Source organism: Oceanobacillus chungangensis (genome assembly GCF_003369565.1).
Classification (GTDB): Bacteria; Bacillota; Bacilli; order Bacillales; family Amphibacillaceae; genus Oceanobacillus; species Oceanobacillus chungangensis.
Window position 1 is genome coordinate 363417 of the sequence record NZ_PIOD01000025.1, and the last position, 24846, is coordinate 388262.

Here is a 24846-nt window from a genome sequence, read left to right on the forward strand (position 1 = left end):
TTTTAGCATGGCAGATATTAAACTGATTGCATTGGATATGGATGGTACATTATTAAATACGAATCATGAGGTGTCAACTCGTACGGAAGAGGCTATTAAAAATGCTCTCGCAAAAGATATTCACGTAGTCTTAAGTACCGGTCGTGGCTTTAGAACTTGCTATCCTTATGCAGAACAATTGAAATTAACATCCTACCTGATCACCGCAAACGGTGGAGAAATTTGGAATGTTGACAAGGAGTTGCTCGACCAACATTTACATGAAACAAAAACAATTGAGAAGCTCTATCATTTGGGGTTAGAAGTTGGTGTAAACATGTGGATGATCTCTACAGAAGGAGTATTCCGTAATGAAGCACCTGAGAACTTTTACGATTATAAGTGGCTGAAGTTTGGCTGTGAATCGACTGACCAAGATAAGCTCGATACAATGATTAAAGAGATTTCACATTATGAAGGATTAGAACTGACTAACTCCTTGCCAACAAACGTAGAAGTAAACCCTCCTGGAGTGAGCAAAGCAATGGCATTGCATTTTCTATGTGAGAAGATTGGCATTACGATGGATAATGTGATGGCTTGTGGTGATAGTCTAAATGATATCAAGATGATCCAAGAGGCTGGAATTGGTGTTGCAATGGGCAATGCACAAGAAGCAATAAAAAAGGTAGCAAACTTCATCACAGATTCAAATAATGATGATGGCGTTGCTAAAGCGATAGAAAAATTCGTATTATAATATTTGTGGTCCCACTTATGTGGGGCTTTTTATTTTTATTCGGTTATATGGACTGCTTGACTCAGTTAGTATATCGCTTGGGAGGGGTAGTAGGGCAATTCATTTGGAGAATAGAGCTTATGTTTGCAGCGTTGGAGCGCATCGAAAATCCCAGCGCTCCTTGCTTGTCCCTAATCAGTCGTAGAACATCCTTATTAAACTCCTGCTATCCAGTACATCAATAATGATATTACAACTGAAGAAATGAGCATTGCGAGTAATGGGCGCAATGCTTTTTCTTTTACATCCTTTAAACTAACATTTAATCCGAGACCAACCATCGCTGACGTTAAGATGAACGTAGTGATAAAGCTAATTCCATCCATAACTTCAATGGTAACTGAGACATGGTTGCCTAGTACATAGCTTCCAAATACACTCATGGCAACGAATCCTAGTAGAAACCATGGGAATGTAATATTCGTACGCTCTTCACTTCTTGTTACATTTCGATTTTTAACCCAAAATATTAAAATTAAACAAAGTGGCACAAGTAATAACACTCTACCAAGCTTTGCTAGTAAAGCAAGAGCTAAAGCTTCCTCACCAGCCGGTTCGGCAGCTAGGGCAACATGTGCTAATTCATGGAGACTAAGTCCTGCCCATACGCCGTATTGTGTATCTGAAATAGGTAGAAAGGGCAGTATTAATGCGTAAATGATGGAGAATATTGTTCCAACCAATGCAATGATACCAACGCTAATTGCGGTATCTTCGTCCTTAGACTTAATAATTGGTGCTGCTGCCGCAATTGCCGCTGCGCCACAAACTCCTGTACCAATACCTAACAATAATGAAATCTCGGAGTCTGCTTTAAATAATTTTGCTAATAACAATGTTAGAAGAATAGCAACTGCGATTGTAACGAATCCTTTAGCAAGTAATCCGATCCCATCTTCAAAAATCACTTCAATATTTAATTTTAAACCATATAAAATAATGGCAAAACGTAATAAATATTTTGATGAAAATGCGATGCCCTTACGGAATAATTCTGGATAACCAAAAATCTGCCGATAAATAATAGCGAGAAGAATTGCATTTGCTAGTGGCCCTATCCGGTCAAAGACAGGAACTAAAGATAATGAATACCCTGAAATTGCAAAAATAAATGTAAAAAAGATGCCGGAAATTATTCTTCCCATCGTGTTGAAATCATTTGTATTACTCATAGATGTCTTCCTTCCTAAAACTATTACAATAAGGTAATACCTAATTATAAGGATTATTAAATGATAAGAAAAATAAATATTTTTTATCGTTATGATAAGATATCTTTATCATGGAAAATATTAAGGAGTACATCGTATGGAACAACAATTAAAGATTTTTATTGAGGTGGTTGAGCGAAAAAGCTTTTCACGGGCTGCAAAAAGCTTATACATGTCACAGCCAGCGGTGAGCCAATATATTGCTTCATTAGAAAAGGAGCTCGGTGTTCGGTTATTGGAGAGAAGTAATAAATTTGTTCAAGTAAATAGGGCTGGAAAAATCGTTTATCAATATGCCAAAGATATTATTAGGAATTATGATCAAATGAAGCTGCTTGTCTCTGATATAAAAAATAATCCTAGTGGGCAATTGAAAATTGGTGCAAGCTATACGATTGGCGAGTATTTACTGCCAAAAATACTCGCTCGTTTGCAAGTTGAATTTCCAAAAATTATACCATCCGTATTTATTGGGAATACAGAGGATATCGGTAAGAAGTTAATCCATCACGAGATTGATATTGGATTGATTGAGGGACAATTCGTGCATCCACAGATTTTGTCTGAGAAGTTTTCGACGGATAAAATGTATATCATTACAGGTGGCCGGCAATCCTTAAAGGGTGAGGTTACTATTTCTAATGAAAAATTAGAACAGCAAACATGGATTATTCGCGAGCAAGGATCAGGAACAAGAGAAGTACTAGAAGATTTTTTCAAAAAAAATCATATTCATCCAAAACGAGTCATAATATTAGGGAGTACGCAAACGATAAAAGAGGGGGTTGAATCTGGACTAGGCATTAGCCTGCTCTCTGAATTAACGCTAAATAAAGAATTGCAATTACATACGATTAAGAAACTTGAAGTAGAGGGAACACCGATTCAGCGTGATTTTTCAATTATTAAAAACCACCATGAGTTCCATCCGAAAGCTTTACAAACATTTGAATCATTAGTAAAAAGTTCACTTGTAGAATAAGGGAAATCCTCTGTATTCTTAGTGCCCTTACATTGTACAGAAAAGAAGAGTATAATAGAAGTAGAAGTAAGAAAGGGGATGCTTTCATGTCATTTTCTCGCGGGCCAAAAGAGCCAGTTCCAGAAGTGGAAACAAATGTATGGTCATGTACAAGTGATGATTGTCAAGGCTGGATGAGAGAATCATACAGTTTTGATGAAGAGCCATCATGTCCACTATGTCAATCATCAATGGAACATGAAATACGCGTACTGCCAGAAATGAGATAGATTTAGGATCTCCAAAGAAAAGCCATGCTATATATTTTTATTATCTAGTGGTGCCCCGACTTGGGGCACCACATTTTTTATTGTTATGCTTTTTTACTACATAATTGAAACTAAGTCCCAATGTCTCCCAAATATTCCAGATTTCAATTGTTGCATCTGTAGGACTAGCTAAAAAACTTTCATATAACTTTCCCTAAATAGTAAAAGTTATATGCTGACCCTCCCTAAGATTCAATGTAAATCCATAAGAAAACAAATATAAAGAATTATAAATTTCAGCATGTAACAATGAATTAGGAAAGAGATATGAATAGTCAAATTTATAGATTCGTAAACTATCTGTGGTGTAAGAATCCATTCACCGATAAAGGAAAGCAATCATAAAATACAATTAGCCCATTAGAAGGATGTGTCACAATGTCGAAGAAACTATATTATTATGTTAGTGGTAATACGGCAGCAGGTACTAAAAATTATTTACTATCAAATATAGAGCATTTGAAACAAGTTATCATTCTGAAACATGAGTCAAATACGGTAAAAACAGCAGTATTATGGAAGCTGATCGATACTTACGGAACCGAAAACAATTTAGAAATTTTAAAGAGCCCTTTAGGAGCAAGATACCTTGATGGGATAATTATCCGCGGGAAATCTATTGCATTTATTATTGAAGAAGTTGCCACGCCAGAATTAGAAAATTCAGTTACAATAGAGCTACATGTAGCGACACCAACAAATACATCCATAGATCAAGCAAAAGAAAAATTCTATACATTAACAAATGCTGCACATAATCATTTCAAAACAGGTCTCAACATTCATGATGACCTTGAAGAAATTTACATTAAAGAGATGAACTTCAAGCGTGCAGATCAATTAGCAGAAGAGCTGATCGATACTCTATTGCAAGATAGGCCGACACAGAATCGGCAAGCAAATATGTTTCATCGCATGTTTGGAACAAATACAGCAGATGGCGTTGTCAATGAGGTTCCACATTTGACGAGTGAATTAAAGAAGGTTTACTACATTAAAGGAAGAGCAGGAACAGGAAAATCAACGCTTATGAAGAAAATTGCTAAAGCTTGTCAGCAAAAGGGATTTGATGTTGAAGTATATCATTGTAGCTTTGACCCGAATAGTTTAGATATGGTGCTAGTTCGCGAATTGGAATTTTGTATATTTGATAGTACGGATCCACATGAATTTTTTCCAAGCAGGGAAGGGGAAACCATACTTGATTTGTACGAAGAGACAGTCACACCGGGAACAGATGAAAAATATGCAGCACAAATTCAAGAGGTAAATCAACTATATAAATCATATATGAAAAAAGGAATTGAAGATTTAAAAGAAGCAGGGAAATATTTAGAGGAAATTGAAAATCAGTTTACTTTTACAAATACAGATATTATCCAAATAATGGATAGAATACATGGGGAAATAATAAAATAGTCAAAGGGTAGATCTTTAGTATAGGATCTACCTTTTAATAATGATAAATTTTACCTCTTGATATTTTCGTGATTATCAAGTAAAATTAATTAACTGAAAATTAAAATATATAATTTTCATAAAAAGGGTGGTGTATTGGATGGTAACCGTAAAAATGCTTAAACCATATTACATTAAAGCAGATGAAAATTATGTTCGCATTATGCTCGCGTATCAGTATTTTTCAATTGTGATGGAAGAGAAGGTTTATCAATTTATACCTGTTGAAGCGAATGAGATAAAAATCAACCGTAAAACGAAAAAGGTAGAAAATATTGATGCAAGGTTTGCTTTCCAAAATGAAAAAAACGTTGTCTATGTCACCATGACCAAATTAATGACACTCCCTGATTTTCAAAAACAACTTGATTCCATTGCTGAATCGTATTATTTTAAGCAAGAAGTAAGCATCAGCAAGGTTGAATTTAAAAATGAAACCGCTTTAATTATTGCTGAGCTTGAAAAAGCGAATGTAAAACGAATGATTGACCGAGCATTGGATGAGCGAGACGAAGTGATATTTAATGAATTGGTAAAATTATTATAAAATATGTTTAGTTTATCAATTTCTATCTCTTCACAGACAGACAAGTTTCTGAGGGCTGTTTCATACAGGATAAAAGTGTCTTTATCCAGATTGAATAAATAATAAATGGAGGGAGCAGTTGGTTGAATGCTTTCTCCATTTTAATTTTTAAAGTATTTTCTAGTAAATTTATAAAAATTTAGATATTATATATATAATGAATATTGCGAAGGGAATGATTAGGAGAGATAGTGTTACATATTTAATTTAATGTGAATCAATTCACAATTGTTTCTTTTAGGGGGAGTTAGGATCATGAAAAGTAAAGGAATTTGGTCGTTAAATTTTTCAACTATTGTTATTGCATTAATTCCAATTGCGGTAGCTATTAATTATCTTGGTAAGGTTATTATTGAGACATTAAAGCTGCCATTGTGGCTTGATTCTATTGGGACAGTAATTTCTAGTATGTTAGCAGGACCATTAATTGGTGCATTTACTGGACTAATAAATAATATTATTTATGGATTTACGCTAAGCCCAATTTCGTTTGTCTATGCGATTACAAGTGTTGTAATTGGCTTAGGGGTAGGGGTTATGGCTCATAAAGGGTGGATTGCTTCCATAAGTAAAGCAATTGTAATTGGTTTGGTTGTCGGTTTGCTCGCTGCTATTGTGTCAACACCATTAAATATTATGTTCTGGGAAGGTACAACCGGCAATGTCTGGGGTGATGCCTTTTACCTATATTTAGAAAGTATTGGAATGCCACAATGGGTTGCCTCATTTGGTGACAGTGTTGTTGTCGATGTTCCAGATAAAGTAATTACCGTAGTTATTGGCTATTTAATTTATCAAAGCCTACCAAAAAACTTAATTCGTTTATTTAATAATAATAATGAAATAGAGAAATTATAAAGTGAAACTTTATTCTGTGGTGTTTTCTTTATCCCCCACAGAATGTTAGTTGAACGAATCGGGATTACTGGCTGTTGATACCCAACTTACAATTCTTGATTTTCCTCGAACTATTGAGTTGTGGGTCTTGTAGCCAGTTAATTCAGTTAAACTCAGCCAAAATTCCGTGGGATACTCCTGTTTCTCACGGAATTTATCAGCGAATTCGTTTGAAAGGAGGCATTTTTTTGGAACCGATTCATTCATATACGGATAAGAAATCATACATCGATCAAATTGATCCAATATCGAAATTGTTATTTGCTTTTGTGTCTATTTTTATTACATATTTGTTTTCGTCTATTCCGATTACCTGCTTCGTTTTGTTGATAAGTATCGTATTGTTAATGGTTGGCCGGGTGTTAAGAAAGATCGTGCCATTATTAGCAATTAGTTTTACGCTATTGTTATCAATCATAATCGTCCAAGGGTTAACCCATCCAACGAATGAAATGCCGTTGCTGACGCTTGGAACGATTGTTTTTTATCAAGAGGGACTTACCTTTGCATTATTAATTACATTACGTGTGTTTAATATGCTTGCTGCATTTGGTGTGCTTATTTTAACAACAAAACCTGACGATCTAATGGAATCCTTAATGAAGCAAGGAATGTCGCCTAAAATCAGCTACGTATTTCTTTCGGTATTTCAGCTTATACCACAAATGCGTGCAACTTTAGGAAAGATTACTGATGCACAGCGATCACGGGGGATGGAGACGGAAGGAAGCCTAATGATAAGAATAAAAGCATTCTTTCCATTACTTGGTCCTGCTGTACTAAGTTCATTAAACATGACGAAGGAGAGAGCGATTGCCCTAGAAGTAAGAGGATTTAGTTCAAAAGGGAAGAAGACTTTTATAAGCGAAGAAAAATCGTATTTCTACCCCAAATTTGTCAGGTGTGGACTTATAATTTTATTGATTGCTGCAATTGTTTGGAGGATTGTTGGATGAGCAAAATTCGTGTAGAGGGTCTGAAATATCGTTATCCAGATATGGATAGTTTGGTACTGGATGATCTAAGCTTTGAAGTGGAAAAGGGAGCGTTTATTGGTATTGTCGGTGAGAATACTGCTGGAAAATCAACACTCTGTTATGCATTAACAGGGCTTGTACCTCATTTCTTTAAGGGGGCATATGGCGGTAATGTCTTAATTGATAATATAGATGTTAAACAGAGTGAAATTAGTGATGTGACTAGCAAAGCAGGACTCGTTTTCGATCAGCCATTCTCACAAATGACAGGTTCAAAAACAACAGTATATGAAGAAATCGCCTTTGGATTAGAGAATTCTGGAGTAGAACGTGAAGAAATGCGTATTCGTATAGATAATAGTTTACGTTTAATGGATATTGAGCATTTGCAAAATAAAAATCCCTATGATTTATCTGGTGGACAAATGCAACGAGTCGCAATCGCCAGTGTACTTGCAATGAAACCAGATGTAATCGTCTTGGATGAACCGACCTCACAGCTTGATCCACAAGGGTCTGACGAAGTTTTTCAGGTTATAGCAAAACTCGCAGAATCCGGAATTACTATCATAATGGCGGAACATAAATTGGAGAAACTGGCAGAGTATGCCTCAAAGATTTTACTGTTACATAAAGGAAAGCAGATAGCCTATGGTTCCCCTAAGGAAGTATTTTCCCGGGATGATATTCTAGAATATGGTATTGCTCCACCTGTTTATGTCAGAATTGCTAAAGCCTTGAAGTTGAAAAATAAAGCAGGGTTTTATCCAATAACCTTGGATGGCCTAAAGCAGCAATGGAATGTAGGTGATGAATGATGGCAGAAATTAATGTGCGTGAACTCCATTTTAGTTATTATCCAGACCAGGAAATATTAAAGGGGATCAATCTCCATTTTAAGGAGAAATCCGCAGCGATAATTGGTCAAAATGGAGCAGGAAAGACAACTTTAGTAAAGTTATTTAAAGGATTATTAAAACCGGTAAAAGGTGATGTTTTAATAAATGCTACCAATACGAAGGAGATAACAGCAGCGAAACTAGCAAATCAGATTGGTTTAGTATTTCAAAATCCAAACGATCAGATATTTAAAAGCAATGTAATTGATGAAGTTAAATATGGTCCATTAATGATTGGCTTTACTGAGAAAGAGGCAAGTATTCAGGCAGATTTAGCACTTGAAGCGGTAGGTTTAAGAGGATTGGAACAAGTGAATCCCTATGATTTAAGTTTATATGAGCGAAAGATGATTAGTATTGCATCAATTCTTGCGATGGATACGCCAATTGTTATTTTTGATGAACCGACAATGGGTCAAGATTCTCAAGGGAAGGAGAGAATAAAAGCGATAATTAATCGTTTACGCCAAGAAGGAAAGTTGGTTCTATCGATTATCCATGACATGGATTTTGCTGCTGATGTATTCGAACGAGCAATTGTAATGAAAGATGGGCAGATTCTATTGGATGGTGAGCCGAGAGAAATATTTGCTGAAGTGGAATTATTAAAAGAAGCTTATTTAGAACAACCCAATGTGACACGAATCGGCAGAGAACTCGGAGCAGAACGGGTATTTCTAAATGAAAAGGAATTAATCGATTGGTTAAAAATACAGCATGCTACACTTCAGTAAGCTAGCAAACGCATTAGCAATAGAAGAAGCGTAATCTTTTTACGTAAAAGTGGCTCGCACATAACCAAAATATCGCTCAACTCTGGCGAATGATTATTGGAAAAGCTAACTATATAAAGAAAAATCCGAACCAATTCAAATTCTTTCTGAAGAATTTTGAATCATAGTTCGGATTTTTCTTAGACTAAAATATTTTTGCACCAATCTATTTGCTTGGAGTTTCTTTTTTCTAACGAAGAAATATTCGACTTGTCGAACTATCCCAAAAAGCGGGCGCATTCTGTACCTCGCACTAACGGGCACTTTCGCTTTTATGCATGGTGTTCACTCACTTTATTTCCATTAAAAGATCAGCCATCTTTTCAACGATATAACTGCTGCCTTTTTCCTGTGTTTCTTCGATCATCATTGCAATTAATATATCTTGTGAATCAGAAGGGTAGGCGACAAACCAGCTATTCTCCGCACCACCTTGTTCACTCGTTAGCTTAAGCTCAGCTGTTCCTGTTTTTCCAGCTATCGGAAAGTCTGCGTCATTTGCTTTATGTGCTGTCCCATTAGGCTCAGTAACAACTGCTCGCATTGCTTCTTGGATGTCTGTCGCTTGATCTTCTGTAATTAATCCTTCTTGCCATATTTCCCCTGTTTTTTCAGTCATTAGCAATGTTGGTTTTATCATATTTCCACCATTTAAAAATGTTGTATAGGTAGAAGCGATATGAAGTGGACTTACTTCTAATTGTCCCTGTCCATAGCTAGAGTTTGCGAGCTGTACCTCATCCTCCATGGTTCCAGTTGAGGATACAGATGAAGCGGTAATCGGATACTCGTAAGGTAACGCTTCGCCGAATCCGAATTGCTCCATCCCTGTGACAAAGGCATCAGTTCCCATCTCAACAGCCTTCATTGCGTAATAAATATTATCGGATCGAACGAGAGAGTCACGTAAATCGACTGGTCCATTAGAAGTGGAAACTCTTCGTACTTCATAATCACCCCAACCTGATCCATTGCTCCATGTTAATCCATTAATTTCAATTCCTTCATCTGGTACAATTATGCCATTTTGCAAGCCGATGCTAGCGGTTACTGGTTTAATAACAGACCCAGGCGCATAAGTTGCAGAGAAACGATTTAGTAATGGATTTTTCGGGTCATCTTGTAATGTTGCCCATATGTTGCTAGTTGTACCATATAGAATCTCATTTGGGTCAAAGGACGGACTACTAACTAATGCTAACGTTTCCCCTGTTTTCGGATTAATCGCTGCAGAAGACCCTGAATCCTCACCATAGTTTGCATAAATCTTTTCTTGAATATTAATATCGATCGTGACCGAAATATTTTCTCCATTTTTAACAGGCTTCTCTACAATAACGACGTCTTCCTCATTCTCTTTAGATATTGTGACTTGAATACCTGGTTCTCCTTTAAGACGCTGTTCATATAATTGTTCCAATCCACGTTTGCCAATTACATCATTTGCACTGTAAACGCCAGGCTCTTGTTTCTCTAGCTCCTCTGCGGTGATTTGTCCAATATAACCAACTAAATGTGCGGCAGCTTTACCAGCTGGGTAGACACGACCAGATACCTCTTGGCTACTAATCCCATCTATTTGCCATAATTGAGTTAATAGTTCTTCATCATAGATTTTTTTAATCGGAACAAATAAATTTGGTTGAACCCATCCAGCACTTAAAGCGTTATCGATCGAATCAACAGATATGTTTAATGCTTTGGCGATTTTTTCCTTATTTTCCTCTGGATTATTTCCGAGTTTTTCAGGAACAATCCCAACCTCATACACGACATCATTCAAAGCTAATGGCATTTGATTACGATCAAGGATTTCTCCACGAATAGGTGTCGTCGTGTGAAAATTAATCTCGCCACCATCTTTTAACTCTGGAAAAACAAACCCTTGATTCCATTGAACAAACCAATCTTCTGCTTCTTCTTCCCCTTCACGGACAAGGGTTGCTTCATAATCAAATGAAATTGGTCCTGCGAAGGTTTCCATTTCAACCGTAAATGGTAATGTAGCCGTCCCCTCCTCCATAGCTGTCTTAAGACTTTCTTCCTCCAATGCTTCGTAGGACACTGCAATTTCTGAAACTTGAAGATCATCGTAAATCTTTTGCTGACGTTCTACTGATTGTTCTGCAGGAAAAGCTTCCTTAGTATCGGCTGAGAAGTAGTCATATAATTTTCCTATTTCAAGTTCATTCCAATTTGATACAAATGCCTCGAATCGGTCATTAGGTGTCACTTTCTCCTCTGAACATGCAACTAAAACGACTGACATAAAAATAAATAAAACGAGCCATTTTTTCATCTAATTACCCCCAATCTTATCCAGTTAATTATAACATTTTCTTGGAATAATAAACTATTTTGGATACGCTAGGCTAGCTATTTTAAAAAGTAATCTAAAAGAAACAGTCACACTATGGAAAATAGTGTGACTGTCTAATTATAATTATGATTTAGTTTGCTTCCATATGAGCAGTTACTTCATCATGGATTCGGTTGAATTCTGAATCTGGCACTACATAATACCATACGCCATTCATCATTTGACCACTACCGTTAATTTCTAAAGTTGTTACATTACTACCAGTGTTACGGTAACCAGTAAATAAGGTTTGTATCTTTTCCTTATCCAGGTCTGTTTGTACATTACCACCTAAAATGTTAAGAATCTCACCTATTTTTGTAATGCTGCTGAAATTGGCTCCTTCTTTCATTGCAGCAGTAATTACATTTCTCTGACGTTCATTTCTACCTAGGTCACCGCGAGCGTCACCTTTACGCATTCGAATGTAATCTAGTGCTTCTTCACCGTTTAACCGAATTTCACCTTCTGGGAAGGTAGAACCACCTTGAGAAAATGCGAGACTATTATTTACTGTAACTCCACCTAAAGCATCAATTCCTTGTTGGAATCCTTCCATATTAACTCGTGCATACACATGGACAGGGAGATCAAATGCTTCCTCTACCGTTTGAACAGATAACTCCGTACCACCAAATGCATAAGCATGATTAATCTTATCCATGCCACGACCCGGAATGTTTACATACGTATCTCGCGGGATACTCAGCATTGTCATCGAGTTGGTTTTCGGATTTAATGATAATAGAATCATCGTATCAGAACGTCCTTTATCACCAGAGCGCTCATCAACACCAAGAAGCAGTGCATTTACTGATTCAGTATCTTTGAAAATCTGTTGAATTGCCTTTTGTCGTTCTGGATCATCATCTCTTGATAATGGACTATGCATTGTCTCAATTGTATTTCCAAGTTCATTCCAAAGGTAAACGGCAAAACCTACACCAATTAATAGAATAGCAAGTATGATTCCACCGACCCAATAAGGCCATTTGCGTTTTTTCTTATTATTTCTATTTTCTGCTCTAGAAACCACATGAATTCTCCTCTATGTTTTAATAAGTCTGAAAAAATAGGACGAATGATAGACAAAATTAGCTAACCCTGGATAAATTATAGCGGATTTGAGAATAATAGTCTATCAAATATTGTGAGATATAAGATAAAAATGTCGTATTTTAGAGTGATTTCACTGTATGTAAGGAAGTATTATCGTTAATGATCTGGAGTATAAGAAAGATTTCATCGAAGAAGTGCTAATGTATTGTTCTAGATATAATTTAAAAAATGTAGTTATTTGATAATTAAAGAAAATAAACGAATAAGTAAGTAAAAAGTTTATTACATAGTCTTTTTGACTGTATTTAAGGTTTCCTAATTTAAGAAAAATAAAGTATACTACACTTGTTGGGTTCTTTATAACGAATTTTTGTGTTCTTAATAATAAAATATTGAATAAATTTAAACAGGAATGGAGGGAGAAATTATTAATCTAGTTTCACTAGAGAGACTAAGAAGGGATTAGGCAGGGAAATAGTTGGCGGTTTTTAAATAATAAAACTTGATGAATGATATCGAAAATAACAGGACTATAGACATGACGTCACATTACAAAACTAGTTAATATGCGACAAAACTAGTCAGTCATTAGACCTGTTAACTATAGTATAATAGGCTTACGATAATAAGAGTTCATCAGTTAAAGGCAAACCATTTGAAAAAATGGGACGCAAAATCACAGATCTAAGGCTAAATGCTAGGATGGCTGGATTGTCTGAACGATAATTGGGGGATGGAATGTGGTGAATACAATAGATGATATTGTGTTAGATTATGAATGGATTACACTTATTAAAGAAGCAAAAGTGTTAGGAATAACCATTGAAGAAATCCGCCTTTTTCTTGAAGATGACAGTGAAAAACCGTGATATTACAACTAGCCGATGTTATTTTTAGAATTACCCACTTATTTTATGGTATAATTCGCAATGAGAGTGGGTGAGACGATTTGATAGGTGAAAAAATCAAAAAATTACGCCAAGATAAAAAACTATCTATATCAGAACTTGCCGAGCGTGCAGGTGTAGCAAAATCATACTTAAGTTCTATTGAACGAAACCTTCAATCAAATCCATCGATCCAATTTATCGAGAAGATTAGTAGTGTGTTAGGTGTGTCGGTAAATGACTTAATTAAGGATATGAATTCCACAGATCCGGCAGACCTGGATGATGAATGGTTAAAAATTGTTAAAGATGCTATGGAATCTGGAGTTACGAAAGAGCAATTTAAAGAGTACTTGGAATTTAATAAGTGGCGTAAAAATCATGACAACTAATAAAAGATGATAGAGGAAACCGTTTGAACATTTATGTTTGGACGGTTTCTTCAGTATGTAATAATCTAAAAAATGAATGACATACATACTATACATTTTTGTAATTGAAGCTATACTATTAATAATGAAGCTTTACTATAAAAATATTAAAAAAGTTAGGTGCAAGATGCGAAAATATTGGTACTGGCTATTGCCTTTAAGCTGGATGGGTGTCATCTTTTATTCTTCCGGCACACCTTATGAAAATCAAGATATCAAACCTTTTTTAGGAAATTTCATTGATCTTTCCTTTTTAGAACCGATAATCAGTTGGATAAGCTTTACCTATCATAATAGCATTGTTAGTGTTCGTGTGCTTGGTGTTGAAGGTTTCATTGAATTTTTTATTCGAAAAGGTGCACATGTTACTGTGTTTTTCCTTTTATTATGTTTTATTTTTCTAGCAATCTCAAAAACAAGTGGAATTACGTTCCATAGGAGAATGCTGTTTTCATTTCTTTTAACAGTTGCATATGCTATCTTAGATGAAATTCATCAAGGTTTTACACCAAATAGAACACCATATATAGGTGATGTAGTGATTGATAGCATTGGCGCAGCAATTGCAGCCTTACTTATCATGACGCTGCATTCAAAAAAATTAACAAAGTAGTTGATATAAACTGCGCACTTTCTTAGATGATGGGAGCTCACAGACCAGTCGCTATGGAAATCACTACGCGCACCTTAGGGCGAGGAGAAGGCAACAACTCTATCGATGTTAATTGAAGCTGAGGACAGGAAACTCCAACGGAAATAGCAATAGTTGGAGAACCATCGGATGCGGCTTTCTTCCAAAGCGGAAATCGGCATTGCATCGGATCGCAGTATATAAATAGCAACTAAATATACGAAATGAGCTAAATATTCGATGTTGCCAAAAAAAGAAAAATAATAAAGCGTCATAAAAAGAGAAGTATGTCGAATTTCTTTACTAGTATACTAATATATAAAATAAATCAGTAATTTTGATGAAATTCGACAACACTATCTATCAATTTGTGTTATAATCTTTTGCAGATAAGAAGATTTCAGTTTATCTGCTATGTGCAGTTGACGTAAACTATGATGAAGGCGGGAACCACATGGGGGAACAAGAAGCATATAAGCGACTTTTAAAGAAAGTTATTGATGATACGGAAAACGATAAAATTCAATCTACAGACGAACTAATACAGAAGCTAATTACAGAACTTACAACAAATAGCGTTTTAAGAGGTCATACGCAGTCATAAGTAGGAACCACATTTCAATTGAAATGTGGTTTTTTGGGCATTTATTCCAATTCCTCTTCAACCGTTGATTCAACGTCTATTTCGATATATTTTGCTTCTGTCACTGAGATAACTGCTTGATCATTCGTAAGATCAACAATCCAGTCTTGAAAGCTTTGCTGTTCATTATCTTTAACGAATACAATAAATTCCACATTTTCTAGGTAATGAATATCTTCAAGAATATGATGCGAATTACGTAACACGTTTTCCAGCTTTCCTAAAAGTCCGTAATCTACTGTTACAGAGAAACCTTGCATTTTTTGACGTTTCACAATTCCTGTCGTTTTAATTGCGATTGATGTCGTTCCACCGTAAGCGCGTATTAATCCTCCTGCTCCAAGCTTAATTCCCCCGAAATATCTAGTTACAACAACGGCAGTATCTTTAAGTTGCTGCTTTTTTAATACTTCTAAGATTGGTACACCGGCAGTACCACTTGGCTCGCCATCATCATTCGCTTTTTGAATTTGATCATGTTCACCAATTATATAGGCAGAGCAATTATGTGTCGCGTCATGATGTTTCTTTTTAATTTCTTGTATGAAATTAATTGCTGCTTCTTCCGTCTCTACACGTTTTACATAGCCAATAAAACGTGATTTTCGAATCATCTGCTCTTCGGTACCTTCTTTTTTTACTGTATAGTAATTAGGTAACATCTTGATTTTCTCCTCCAAATCTAACATGATGAATAGATAAAGGTTATATCTGATCACTTTGATAATCAATTTTATAGGCGCAGTCTGTATATAAACTGCGGAATAGCTCGGATTGAAGAGAGCTCACGGACAGTCGCTCCAGAAATACACTACGCTTACCGCGGGGAGCTTGGTGAGCCTTCCCGTGCTGATGCACTTCAAAGACTTACCTAGGCTCTTCCCGCAGGACAAGGAAGACTTCGGCAATGTTACATCGCAATCAGACAAATGGAACTTTATTTTCGAGGAGTCTTCGTGTGTTTCTTCCGCTGAGTTTGTGGGATTGTTATAATTTAACCACCTCTTATTAAGATAAAGAGACATTTTCCACTCTCTTGTTCGTAGCGGAAATCAACGTAGCTCATAGTTCGCAGTTTATGTGAACTCATTATTATCTATCGTTCGACGATATGAAGTATAAAACATTTTTTGAATTAAAGTGCAAGTCAATTTTCTAAAAAGACCAGATGTTTTGGTGGGACGAGAACCGTAGTTCCAATCTATTAGAAAACCGCGTTTTTTTGATAAAAGAGTAGAAATTTCCTAGAAAAAAGGTAAAGACCCTATAAAAATAGATAAAATATACGTATAATTATAACATAGGTTGGTGGGATACGATGGCAGTTAAAATTAGTGAGAAAGCATTAGATCATGTGATTGACGAAATGATTGGTGTCGTTGAAAATAGTAAGGACGAGATATTTTACATAAGTGAAGGAGCTCGTACGGAACATGAACAGCTTGTGACAGAGCTAAAAGAAACGAAAGAAAAAGTACTAAGACATATTGAAAATGGCGATCATCTCGAGCAGAAAGTCTATTTTTCAAGACAACGTTTAGCAGAAGTGAGTAAATATTTTGATCGATATACGGAAGATCAGATTCGTGAAGTATATGAGAAAACGCACAAGATGCAAACCAAGTTAGCGATGCTTCGTCAAGAAGAACAAATTTTACGAGAAAAACGTGATGATTTAGAACGAAGACTCATTAATCTATCGAAGACAATTGAAAGAGCAGAAGGATTAGCAAGTAAAGTTTCTGTTATATTGAATTATTTACAAGATGACTTTAAACAAGTAAATGAAATGATTGAAAATGCAAAGGAAAAGCAAGCATTCGGATTGAAAATTATCGAGGCACAGGAAGAGGAGCGGCGGAAAATATCTAGAGAAATTCATGATGGTCCTGCGCAGATGCTCGCAAATATCCTGCTCCGGTCAGAGCTTGTGGAGCGGTCTTACAGGCAAGGTGATACGGAAGAAGCTTTAGCAGAAATAAGAAGTGTCCGTAAAATGATTCGTTCGTCGCTCTATGAAGTAAGAAGAATTATTTACGATTTAAGACCTATGGCGCTTGATGATCTGGGATTAGTACCAACAATTAAGAAATATATTGCGAACATTGCTGATTACAATAAAATGAAAATCGATTTTAATGTCATAGGTGAAGAAACACGATTAAATCAAAAATATGAAGTTGCCTTTTTCCGACTCGTTCAAGAAGCTGTTCAAAATGCAATCAAACATGCAGAAGCAGCACTCATCCAAGTTAGATTGGAAATCCGCAGAAATAATTTGACAATGTTAATTAAAGATAATGGCAAAGGGTTCGATCCGAAAGTGAAGAATGACAATTCATTCGGATTAATTGGGATGAAGGAGCGAGTAGAAATATTAGATGGTAGTTTGACCATTGATTCCGTAATCGGAAAAGGAACGATGATTATAATTAGAGTTCCATATAAAGCCGTATAATGTGTATAATAGGAATAATCGAGTGTTTATAGATAACTGATATAATAAGATAGTCTTCATCACTGTATATAAATTAGAGAATATATTTTGCTATGGGCCAGGGAGGAATAAAACAATGAATGAAGAAAAACGTATTCGTGTTGTTTTAATTGATGATCATAAATTATTTCGTGAAGGGGTAAAGCGCATCTTAGAGTTTGAACCAAGCTTTGATGTTGTTGCGGAAGGGGAAGATGGTACAGAAGCTTCCAAATTAGTGAAAGAGAACAATCCAGATGTTGTATTAATGGATATAAATATGCCGAATATGAATGGTGTGCAAGCAACTGCAGATCTCGTTCGATATTTCCCAAATACAAAAGTCATTATTTTATCCATTCACGATGATGAAAGTTATGTAACACATGCACTTAAAACGGGTGCACAGGGTTATCTTCTAAAGGAAATGGATTCGGATTCATTGATTGAAGCAATCAAAGTTGTGAGTGAAGGTGGTTCTTATCTCCATCCGAAAGTAACCCATAATCTTGTTCTAGAGTACCGACGTCTTGCTAAAGAGAGTGCAATCACTAATGTCGACCATGGTATCGAATATCGTAAGCCGTTACACCTGCTTACAAAGCGCGAATGCCAAGTGCTACAGTTACTTGCAGATGGTAAGAGTAACCGTGCTGTTGCTGAAACCTTATATATTAGCGAGAAAACAGTGAAAAACCATGTAAGTAATATTCTACAAAAAATGAATGTGAATGACCGTACGCAAGCAGTTGTCTCAGCAATTAAAAAAGGCTGGGTAGAAGTAATATAAAGCGTAGTTAAGATACAATTACCCTGATACATAATTTGGTATTAGGGTAATTTTTTTATGCTTTCTTAGTCTATATCCTGCAAATATACAAGCATTCTCGTAAATTCGAGGAAGGGAAGTAGTTTAGGTGTAAATGAAAGAAGACTCCACCAATTCAAGTTTCACTTTATAATAATGCTTTTTTCCACATTATCATGTAAAATATAAACGAAATAATATATTCTCATATTAATATTTTAATATTGCAGTTATTATGTAGAGGAGAGAAGAAATTCGATGAAAATTGCTGTAATGACAGATAGTACAGCCTATCTTCCATCAGAAATAAAGGAAGAACTTAATATTCATATGGTTCCATTAAGTGTAGTATTTGAAGGTACATCCTATGAAGAAGAAATTGACATTACATCCGAAGAGTTTTATCAGAAGATGAAAGAAGTGAAAGAATTACCAACTACTTCTCAGCCATCGATTGGGTTAATAACGTCGAAGCTTGAGGAACTTGCCAAAGATTATGATGCTGTAATCTCTATGCATCTCTCGAGCGGCATTAGTGGTACTTACCAAGCAGTTGCGAGTGCGGGAAACATGGTAGAGGGCATCGAGGTGTATCCTTATGATTCTGAACTTAGCTGTATGGGATTAGGTTTTTACGTGCTTGAGGCAGTGAAAATGGCGAACGAAAATAAAACACCAGAGGCTATTCTTGCACGATTGGATGAGATAAAACAAAGCATGCGTGCCTATTTCATGGTAGAGAATCTTAGTAATCTCCATCGAGGTGGCAGACTAAATGGTGCACAAGCACTAGTAGGTAGTTTGTTACAAGTGAAGCCAATCCTCCATTTTGTTGATAAAGTAATTGTTCCCTTTGAAAAGATTCGCACAACAAAAAAAGCCCTAAATCGAATTATTTGCATGCTTGAGGAAGATGCTGCAAAAGGTAACGAACTTTGTGTATCTTTTATCCACGCGAATAATGAGCAAGGTGCTATTAATTTACGTGATGCATTTTTAGAAAAATATCCCTCAACTGAAACGTCAATCAACTATTTTGGTCCGGTAATCGGCACGCACTTAGGAGAAGGCGCACTCGGTGTTGTTTGGTATCAAAAGTAGAACGCCGATAGCTTCATTGCAAACGAGGTAAAGACCCGCCTCCTTTTTGTAGTGTAAAAACTGCGAACTAGGTACAATGTTAATTTCCGCAGAGGTTTCCTGTCCTCTGTTCCAATCAACAGCCACCAGAGTAGAATTGCCTTCGATTCTTTTTTCAGAGATAGAAAAACGATAGCAATCGCTCAAGTCCAGCGAAGGAAATACACAAGACTCCTCGAAAATAAAGTTCCATTTGTCTGATTGCGATGTAACGCTCTGCCGAAGCCTTCCTTGTCCTGCGGGAGGAAAGGCATCGGTGAGACTATGAAGTGCTCTTTTCACAAGGAGGCTCAACAACGGACCGCGGAAAGCGTAGAGTATTTCAGTAGCGACTGGCCTGTGAGCTCCCAGTACCTTAAAAAGTTCGCAGTATATATCAAATAAGCTCTATCATCTATTAATTAGATAAGCTGCAACCTTTTGAAAACACACTTTGTATTCAAGCAATTAGAAATGAGTCTACTAAATAGAATGGAAGTGAAAAAATGTTTGACAACCAACCACTTCCTGAAAAATCTCAGCTAGATAAACTCCCCTTTTTATTTTCAGGAAAACTCCTCTTACGAAAAGAAATAGCCCTACAGGATGAAGATTTCCAGAAACTACTTAAAGCAAAATTACTAATCCAACTGAAGTCAATTACTAAGAGAAATTTTGTCTATCAATGTATGCGTTGTGGAAACCAGAGACCAAGTTTATTTGCAACGATTCCATGCCATCGCTGTAAGAATAGGCATCTTTATTGTCGCAAGTGCATCGAAATGGGACGGGTACTTGAATGTGAACCACTATATGAATGGAACGGACCCAGACCGGATTGGACACGTCACTTGGCACCGAGCTCTTGGGATGGCGAGCTAACAGTTGACCAACAAAAAGCAGCAGATCGAATGGTATTAGCAATCAATAATCAAGAGAAAGAGCTTTTATGCTGGGCTGTGTGCGGATCTGGAAAAACGGAAATGCTTTTTCCGGGAATTACAGAAGCACTAAAGCATGGAAAGCGGATTTGTATTGCAACACCTAGAGCTGATGTAGTTCGGGAGCTCAGACCGAGAATTCAACAAGCATTTGCAAACGTAACTGTACAAGCATTGTATGGAGGGAGTGATGAAAAAGAGGCGACAGCGCAGCTCATCATCGCAACGACTCATCAGTTATTGCGTTTTAAGAATGCATTCGATTTACTGATCATTGATGAAATTGATGCATTTCCCTTTCATGCAGATCCGTCATTACCATTTGCGGCGAATCGGGCAAGAGCAGCACAGAGTACAATGCTTTATTTAACAGCAACTCCAAGGAAGGAGCATCGGGTGCGAATAAATCAAAAGAAGCTTCCTCATACTTTTGTACCCGTCCGGTTTCATGGTCATCCCTTACCAATACCGGTAATGAACATGGTCTTTTCATTAAAAAGGGATCTAAAAAATATTCAAGCCCCCGTTCCATTTCTTTCCTGGGTAAAGAAGCGTCAAAATTCTACAAGACAATTACTCATCTTTGTCCCCACCATACGTTTAGCTGAACAATTACAGGAAACGCTGGCGACTATTTTTCTAAAGGAACAAATCATTATTGCTAAAGATAAACTGCTTTTTGTACATGCTGAGGATGCAGACCGAGAAGAGAAGGTGAACCAATTTAGACAGAAAGAGCTGACTGTTCTAATTACAACAACGATTCTTGAAAGAGGTGTCACTTTTTCATCTGTAGATGTAGCGATTCTGGATGCAGGTCATGAGGTTTTTGATGAAGCAGCCTTAGTACAAATTGCTGGTAGAGCCGGAAGAAGTGCAGATGATCCAACTGGTGAGGTAATCTTTTTCCATGATGGGAAAACGGAGGCGATGATACAAGCCATTCAGTCGATAAAAATGATGAATATACGTGGAGGGTTTGCATGATGGAATGTTTATGGTGTGCAAAGACAATCATATTGGATATTACATGGATGAATTTGTTTATGCCTGAAAAACCGAAGCCATTATGTCGAGAATGTGTGGAACAATTGGACCAATTAGATGGGGAGCGTTGTAAGCTATGTAGTCGTCGGTCGGAAATAGAATTCTGTCTTGATTGTATTCAGTGGAATAAACATGCAACTAAAAAGACGATTGAATTAAATTATTCAATTTTTGCTTATAATCCTTTCATTCAAGCGATTATTACAAAATGGAAATATCGTGGTGATTACGTGCTGGGAAATATATTTCAGTCTTACTTTCAGCAGACATTTAAGGATACCTTTGCCTTTTTAAAAAAGGACGCAATCATAATCCCTATCCCTTTAAGTGAAGAAAGACTCCTTGAAAGAGGTTTTAACCAAGCGAAGCGATTAGCAGAATTCTTGCCAATGGAAACGAAAGAAATCCTAACTAGGATACATGGTGAAAAGCAATCGAAAAAAACAAGAGCAGAGCGACTTGATTCGAAAAATCCATTTTTTATGAAGGAAAAACTTCAAAAACCTGTCGTTCTTGTCGATGATATATATACAACAGGTACAACATTAAGACATGCTGCAAGTTTGTTAAGGGACAATGGCTGCCCGAAAGTTTATGCCTTTACGTTGATACGAGGATAACAATTTATATAAAGAACAATAATCTAATAAAGCTGCCATCCAAAAAATGGCAAAAACTAGTTTTGCAATCGTGATTATAATGAAATGAGGGAATGACAATGGCAGAATTATCAAATTGCCCACGTTGTGGTAATGTTTTTGTTAAAGGGATACGTGACATCTGTCAGAATTGCTACAAGGAGGAAGAAACAGCCTTTCAAACGGTATATAAGTTTTTACAAATACAAAAAAATAGAACGGCGACAATGGCAGAAATCGTGGAAGCGACTCATGTGGATGAGGTATATATATCAAAATTTGTGAAAGAAAAACGGTTATTACCAACCCTTTTTCCAAACCTTGCCTATTCATGTGAGAGATGTGGAACGGATATTATAACGGGAAAGCTATGTCATAGTTGTCAGAATGAGCTAAAAAAAGATCTCGCAATCCATGATGAGATAGAAACAATCTCGGAAGAAAGACGCATAAAAGAAAAAGAAACAACGAATACCTATTATGCATTTAATAAACATAAACGAAATTAATTCTTCATTATTAGGGCAGTCTTGCCGATAATAATAAGTAAATAAGGCACGATAAATTAAATTGAGAGGGGTGAGTTAGTATGAAAATAAACGGTCCAAATCAACCGAATTTTAATCCATATAAAAATATAATCCAGAAGCAAGCAGAGATTAAAAAGACGATAAGTAAGCAGGATCAAGTTGAAATATCTAGCCATGCCAAGCAATTACAAGAAAATGAAAAACCGAATACGAAACGAATTGCGTATGTTCAAGAAATAAAAAATGCAATCGAAGCTGGTGATTATAAAGTCGATGCTGAGAGAATAGCGGACAAGATGGTTAAATTTTGGTCCAATTAATCCGATTTAGTGTTAAAAGGAGGACAATAGATTGTCCGTACAAACAATTATTCAATCATTAGAAAGATTAGTGAGTGTTCATGAAGCGCTGCTAGCAATATCACAAGAAAAGACAGAAATCGTGAAGGTTGGTTCTATTGATAAATTACAGGCGCTACTTGTTAAAGAGCGTAAGCAAATTCGATTGCTAGAGCAAGTGGAGGCAAAAAGGCAGGAAAGTGCTGAAGCTTGGGCAAAAAGTAGAGCAATTGCAGTGGAGCAAGCAACTATCACAACGATGCTAGAAACTATCGAAGACGCAGCGGAGCAAGAGGCGTTGGCAGACATTACAACAAAGCTAACTAATTTAATCACAAAATTGAAACAGCAGGAACAGCTGAATCAAGCTTTGTTAAACCAGTCCATGCAATTCGTGCAGCTATCATTGGATATGTTAAACCCATCCATTAATAATTTGAATTATGGTAATAAGAGCAAAGATAAAGGGGATACATCTAGGTCTTTATTTGATTCACAGGCATAAGTACAGGAGCAAATAGATAAATACAAGATAAATTTATGGTTTAAAGGAGTAATCGAATGAGTACCTTTCACGGGCTAGAAATGGCTAAGCAGGCACTATTTACACAGCAATCGGCATTGTATACAACGGGACATAATATTGCTAATGCGAATACAGAAGGCTATACAAGACAACGAGTAAACTTTGAAACGACAACACCATATCCTTCAGTTGGTAGAAATCGTCCGCAAATTCCTGGGCAAATGGGAACAGGGGTTGAAGCTGGGTCGGTTCAGCGAATACGAAATCAATTTCTCGACACCCAATTTCGCGGAGAGAACAGTCTTTCTGGATATTGGTCAACGAGGACAGAAGCATTTAGTCGGATGGAAGTATTATTGAATGAGCCATCTGAAACAGGACTTAATGCGTCGATGGATCAATTTTGGCAATCATTAAATGGATTAGCGACCAATCCTGATAATTCAGGTGCAAGATCTGTCGTTGTCCAGCGTGGACAAGCATTGGCAGAGACTTTTCATTATTTATCAAATTCCTTGGACACCATTCGAGGTGATTTGAAACAACAACTTAATAATAGTGTGGATAGTGTTAATTCGATCCTTAGACAAATCGATGATATTAATGTAGAAGTAAGGAAGCTAGAAACAAATGGGTTAGTAACGAATGACCTTTATGATCGACGTGATCTGTTAATTGATGAGTTGTCCAATATGATGGAAATTAGTGTGCAATATGATGAGAGTAGTGCTGGTGCAAAGGATATTGCACAGGGAGTTGCAACAATTAAAGTGGGCGATGTTGTTTTAGTTAATGGAGTGGACGGCGGACATAGTACTGTTTCGATTAATAATGGTGAAGCAAACTATAATGCGGTTGAGAAATTAGTCGTGACGGATGCAAATGGAACAGCAACGATTGACATGCCCCCAGCAAAAGAAGGATCAATTGCAGCGTTAATTGAAGCGTATGGATATTTCGAAGGTACAGAAATTAAAGGAGATTATTCAGATATCATTGCTACATTAGATGATATGGCTTATCAATTCGCAGCAGCGTTTAATGAAGTCCACCAATCTGGTTTTGGATTAGATGGAAACACGAATCGCAATTTCTTTGAGAATTTAGCAAGCTCTGAAAATGCAGCAAAACTTATCCAAGTTGACGCATCCATAATGGAGAATCCGTCTCTCGTTGCAGCAAGCAATGATGGGATCTCAGGTGATGGTGGAAATGCAACTGACTTAGCAGATGTCTTTTATGATGACTTACACTTTGCGAATGGTGAAGAAACATCAATAAAAGATTTCTATCAATCTGTGATCGGAAAATTGGGAGTCAATGCTAGTGAAGCGAATCGGATGGCTGATAATACAGCAATTCTTCTAACACAGGTGCAAAACCAGCGATTATCTGTAAGTTCTGTTTCACTAGATGAAGAAATGTCTAATCTAGTAAAATTCCAGCATGCCTACAATGCTGCTGCAAGAAGCTTAACTGCGTATGATGAATTAATTGATCGTGTAATCAATAATATGGGATTAGTAGGAAGGTAGGTGTCATTT

At 36.5% G+C, this 24846-nt stretch carries 26 protein-coding genes and 1 riboswitch; of the genes, 22 read left to right on the plus strand and 4 right to left on the minus strand.

Annotated elements, in window-relative coordinates; genetic code table 11:
• Window positions 1–7: 7 nt before the first annotated feature.
• Window positions 8–739, plus strand: coding sequence for a Cof-type HAD-IIB family hydrolase (locus CWR45_RS17925; RefSeq protein ID WP_115751204.1), 732 nt, complete (start codon window positions 8–10; stop codon window positions 737–739).
• Between the two features lie 194 nt (window positions 740–933).
• On the opposite strand, the gene CWR45_RS17930 is transcribed toward CWR45_RS17925, so the two are convergent.
• Window positions 934–1950, minus strand: a complete 1017-nt coding sequence (locus CWR45_RS17930; RefSeq protein WP_115751205.1) for a YeiH family protein — start codon at window positions 1948–1950, stop codon at window positions 934–936.
• A gap of 136 nt (window positions 1951–2086) precedes the next feature.
• Here CWR45_RS17930 and CWR45_RS17935 point away from each other — a divergent pair, with 136 nt between their 5' ends.
• The 8 genes from CWR45_RS17935 (at window position 2087) to CWR45_RS17970 (ending at window position 8830) form a co-directional block, all read left to right on the plus strand.
• The gene (locus CWR45_RS17935) at window positions 2087–2971 is read left to right on the plus strand and encodes a LysR family transcriptional regulator (RefSeq protein ID WP_115751206.1); all 885 of its coding nucleotides are present in this window, start codon (window positions 2087–2089) and stop codon (window positions 2969–2971) included.
• Window positions 2972–3057: 86 nt separating this feature from the next.
• The gene (locus tag CWR45_RS17940; protein WP_115751207.1) at window positions 3058–3240 is read left to right on the plus strand and encodes a cold-shock protein; all 183 of its coding nucleotides are present in this window, start codon (window positions 3058–3060) and stop codon (window positions 3238–3240) included.
• A gap of 417 nt (window positions 3241–3657) precedes the next feature.
• The gene (locus CWR45_RS17945; protein ID WP_115751208.1) at window positions 3658–4698 is read left to right on the plus strand and encodes an AAA family ATPase; all 1041 of its coding nucleotides are present in this window, start codon (window positions 3658–3660) and stop codon (window positions 4696–4698) included.
• Window positions 4699–4837: 139 nt separating this feature from the next.
• Window positions 4838–5284, plus strand: coding sequence for an IDEAL domain-containing protein (locus CWR45_RS17950; protein WP_115751209.1), 447 nt, complete (start codon window positions 4838–4840; stop codon window positions 5282–5284).
• Between the two features lie 294 nt (window positions 5285–5578).
• Window positions 5579–6181 (plus strand): ECF transporter S component, encoded by a 603-nt coding sequence (locus CWR45_RS17955; protein WP_115751210.1) that lies wholly within the window; start codon window positions 5579–5581, stop codon window positions 6179–6181.
• 227 nt (window positions 6182–6408) lie between these two features.
• Window positions 6409–7176 carry an energy-coupling factor transporter transmembrane component T family protein gene (locus tag CWR45_RS17960; protein WP_115751211.1) on the plus strand — a complete coding sequence of 256 codons (768 nt, stop codon included), beginning with the start codon at window positions 6409–6411 and terminating at the stop codon, window positions 7174–7176.
• Window positions 7173–8015, plus strand: coding sequence for an energy-coupling factor ABC transporter ATP-binding protein (locus CWR45_RS17965; protein ID WP_115751212.1), 843 nt, complete (start codon window positions 7173–7175; stop codon window positions 8013–8015). Before CWR45_RS17960 ends, CWR45_RS17965 begins: the two co-directional genes overlap by 4 nt.
• Entirely contained in the window at window positions 8015–8830 is an 816-nt protein-coding gene (locus CWR45_RS17970) for an energy-coupling factor ABC transporter ATP-binding protein (protein WP_115751213.1), read from the plus strand. The genes CWR45_RS17965 and CWR45_RS17970 overlap by 1 nt, the downstream gene beginning before the upstream one ends.
• A gap of 328 nt (window positions 8831–9158) precedes the next feature.
• Here the strand turns inward: CWR45_RS17970 and CWR45_RS17975 are convergent, their stop codons facing one another.
• Window positions 9159–11168, minus strand: coding sequence for a penicillin-binding transpeptidase domain-containing protein (locus CWR45_RS17975; RefSeq protein WP_115751214.1), 2010 nt, complete (start codon window positions 11166–11168; stop codon window positions 9159–9161).
• A gap of 151 nt (window positions 11169–11319) precedes the next feature.
• Window positions 11320–12264, minus strand: a complete 945-nt coding sequence (locus CWR45_RS17980) for an LCP family glycopolymer transferase (protein WP_115751215.1) — start codon at window positions 12262–12264, stop codon at window positions 11320–11322.
• A gap of 658 nt (window positions 12265–12922) precedes the next feature.
• Window positions 12923–13006, plus strand: a riboswitch (cyclic di-GMP riboswitch).
• Between the two features lie 21 nt (window positions 13007–13027).
• Here CWR45_RS17980 and CWR45_RS17985 point away from each other — a divergent pair.
• The 4 genes from CWR45_RS17985 (at window position 13028) to CWR45_RS19945 (ending at window position 14840) form a co-directional block, all read left to right on the plus strand.
• The gene (locus CWR45_RS17985) at window positions 13028–13156 is read left to right on the plus strand and encodes an anti-repressor SinI family protein (protein ID WP_115751216.1); all 129 of its coding nucleotides are present in this window, start codon (window positions 13028–13030) and stop codon (window positions 13154–13156) included.
• 80 nt (window positions 13157–13236) lie between these two features.
• Entirely contained in the window at window positions 13237–13566 is a 330-nt protein-coding gene (locus CWR45_RS17990; RefSeq protein ID WP_115751217.1) for a helix-turn-helix domain-containing protein, read from the plus strand.
• A gap of 166 nt (window positions 13567–13732) precedes the next feature.
• Window positions 13733–14218 (plus strand): VanZ family protein, encoded by a 486-nt coding sequence (locus CWR45_RS17995; protein ID WP_115751218.1) that lies wholly within the window; start codon window positions 13733–13735, stop codon window positions 14216–14218.
• A gap of 472 nt (window positions 14219–14690) precedes the next feature.
• Window positions 14691–14840 carry a hypothetical protein gene (locus CWR45_RS19945; protein WP_170138905.1) on the plus strand — a complete coding sequence of 50 codons (150 nt, stop codon included), beginning with the start codon at window positions 14691–14693 and terminating at the stop codon, window positions 14838–14840.
• 41 nt (window positions 14841–14881) lie between these two features.
• Here CWR45_RS19945 and CWR45_RS18000 read toward each other — a convergent pair whose 3' ends face one another.
• The gene (locus CWR45_RS18000) at window positions 14882–15541 is read right to left on the minus strand and encodes a YigZ family protein (protein ID WP_115751219.1); all 660 of its coding nucleotides are present in this window, start codon (window positions 15539–15541) and stop codon (window positions 14882–14884) included.
• A 656-nt stretch (window positions 15542–16197) separates the two neighbouring features.
• Here CWR45_RS18000 and CWR45_RS18005 point away from each other — a divergent pair.
• The 9 genes from CWR45_RS18005 (at window position 16198) to flgK (ending at window position 24837) form a co-directional block, all read left to right on the plus strand.
• Window positions 16198–17337, plus strand: coding sequence for a sensor histidine kinase (locus CWR45_RS18005; RefSeq protein ID WP_115751220.1), 1140 nt, complete (start codon window positions 16198–16200; stop codon window positions 17335–17337).
• Between the two features lie 115 nt (window positions 17338–17452).
• Entirely contained in the window at window positions 17453–18145 is a 693-nt protein-coding gene (locus CWR45_RS18010) for a response regulator (RefSeq protein ID WP_115751221.1), read from the plus strand.
• A gap of 276 nt (window positions 18146–18421) precedes the next feature.
• Window positions 18422–19264 carry a DegV family protein gene (locus tag CWR45_RS18015; protein ID WP_115751222.1) on the plus strand — a complete coding sequence of 281 codons (843 nt, stop codon included), beginning with the start codon at window positions 18422–18424 and terminating at the stop codon, window positions 19262–19264.
• Between the two features lie 524 nt (window positions 19265–19788).
• Complete coding sequence (locus CWR45_RS18020) at window positions 19789–21210, plus strand: ATP-dependent helicase ComFA (protein ID WP_115751223.1); 1422 nt, start codon at window positions 19789–19791, stop codon at window positions 21208–21210.
• Window positions 21207–21890 (plus strand): ComF family protein, encoded by a 684-nt coding sequence (locus CWR45_RS18025; RefSeq protein WP_245975455.1) that lies wholly within the window; start codon window positions 21207–21209, stop codon window positions 21888–21890. Before CWR45_RS18020 ends, CWR45_RS18025 begins: the two co-directional genes overlap by 4 nt.
• 98 nt (window positions 21891–21988) lie before the next feature.
• A complete protein-coding gene (locus CWR45_RS18030; protein WP_115751224.1) occupies window positions 21989–22417 on the plus strand; it encodes a TIGR03826 family flagellar region protein in 429 nt (142 codons plus the stop codon).
• Between the two features lie 80 nt (window positions 22418–22497).
• Window positions 22498–22758 (plus strand): flagellar biosynthesis anti-sigma factor FlgM, encoded by a 261-nt coding sequence (gene flgM / locus CWR45_RS18035; protein WP_115751225.1) that lies wholly within the window; start codon window positions 22498–22500, stop codon window positions 22756–22758.
• Between the two features lie 31 nt (window positions 22759–22789).
• A complete protein-coding gene (locus CWR45_RS18040; RefSeq protein ID WP_115751226.1) occupies window positions 22790–23281 on the plus strand; it encodes a flagellar protein FlgN in 492 nt (163 codons plus the stop codon).
• 56 nt (window positions 23282–23337) lie between these two features.
• Window positions 23338–24837, plus strand: coding sequence for a flagellar hook-associated protein FlgK (gene flgK, locus CWR45_RS18045; protein WP_115751227.1), 1500 nt, complete (start codon window positions 23338–23340; stop codon window positions 24835–24837).
• Window positions 24838–24846 lie beyond the last annotated feature (9 nt).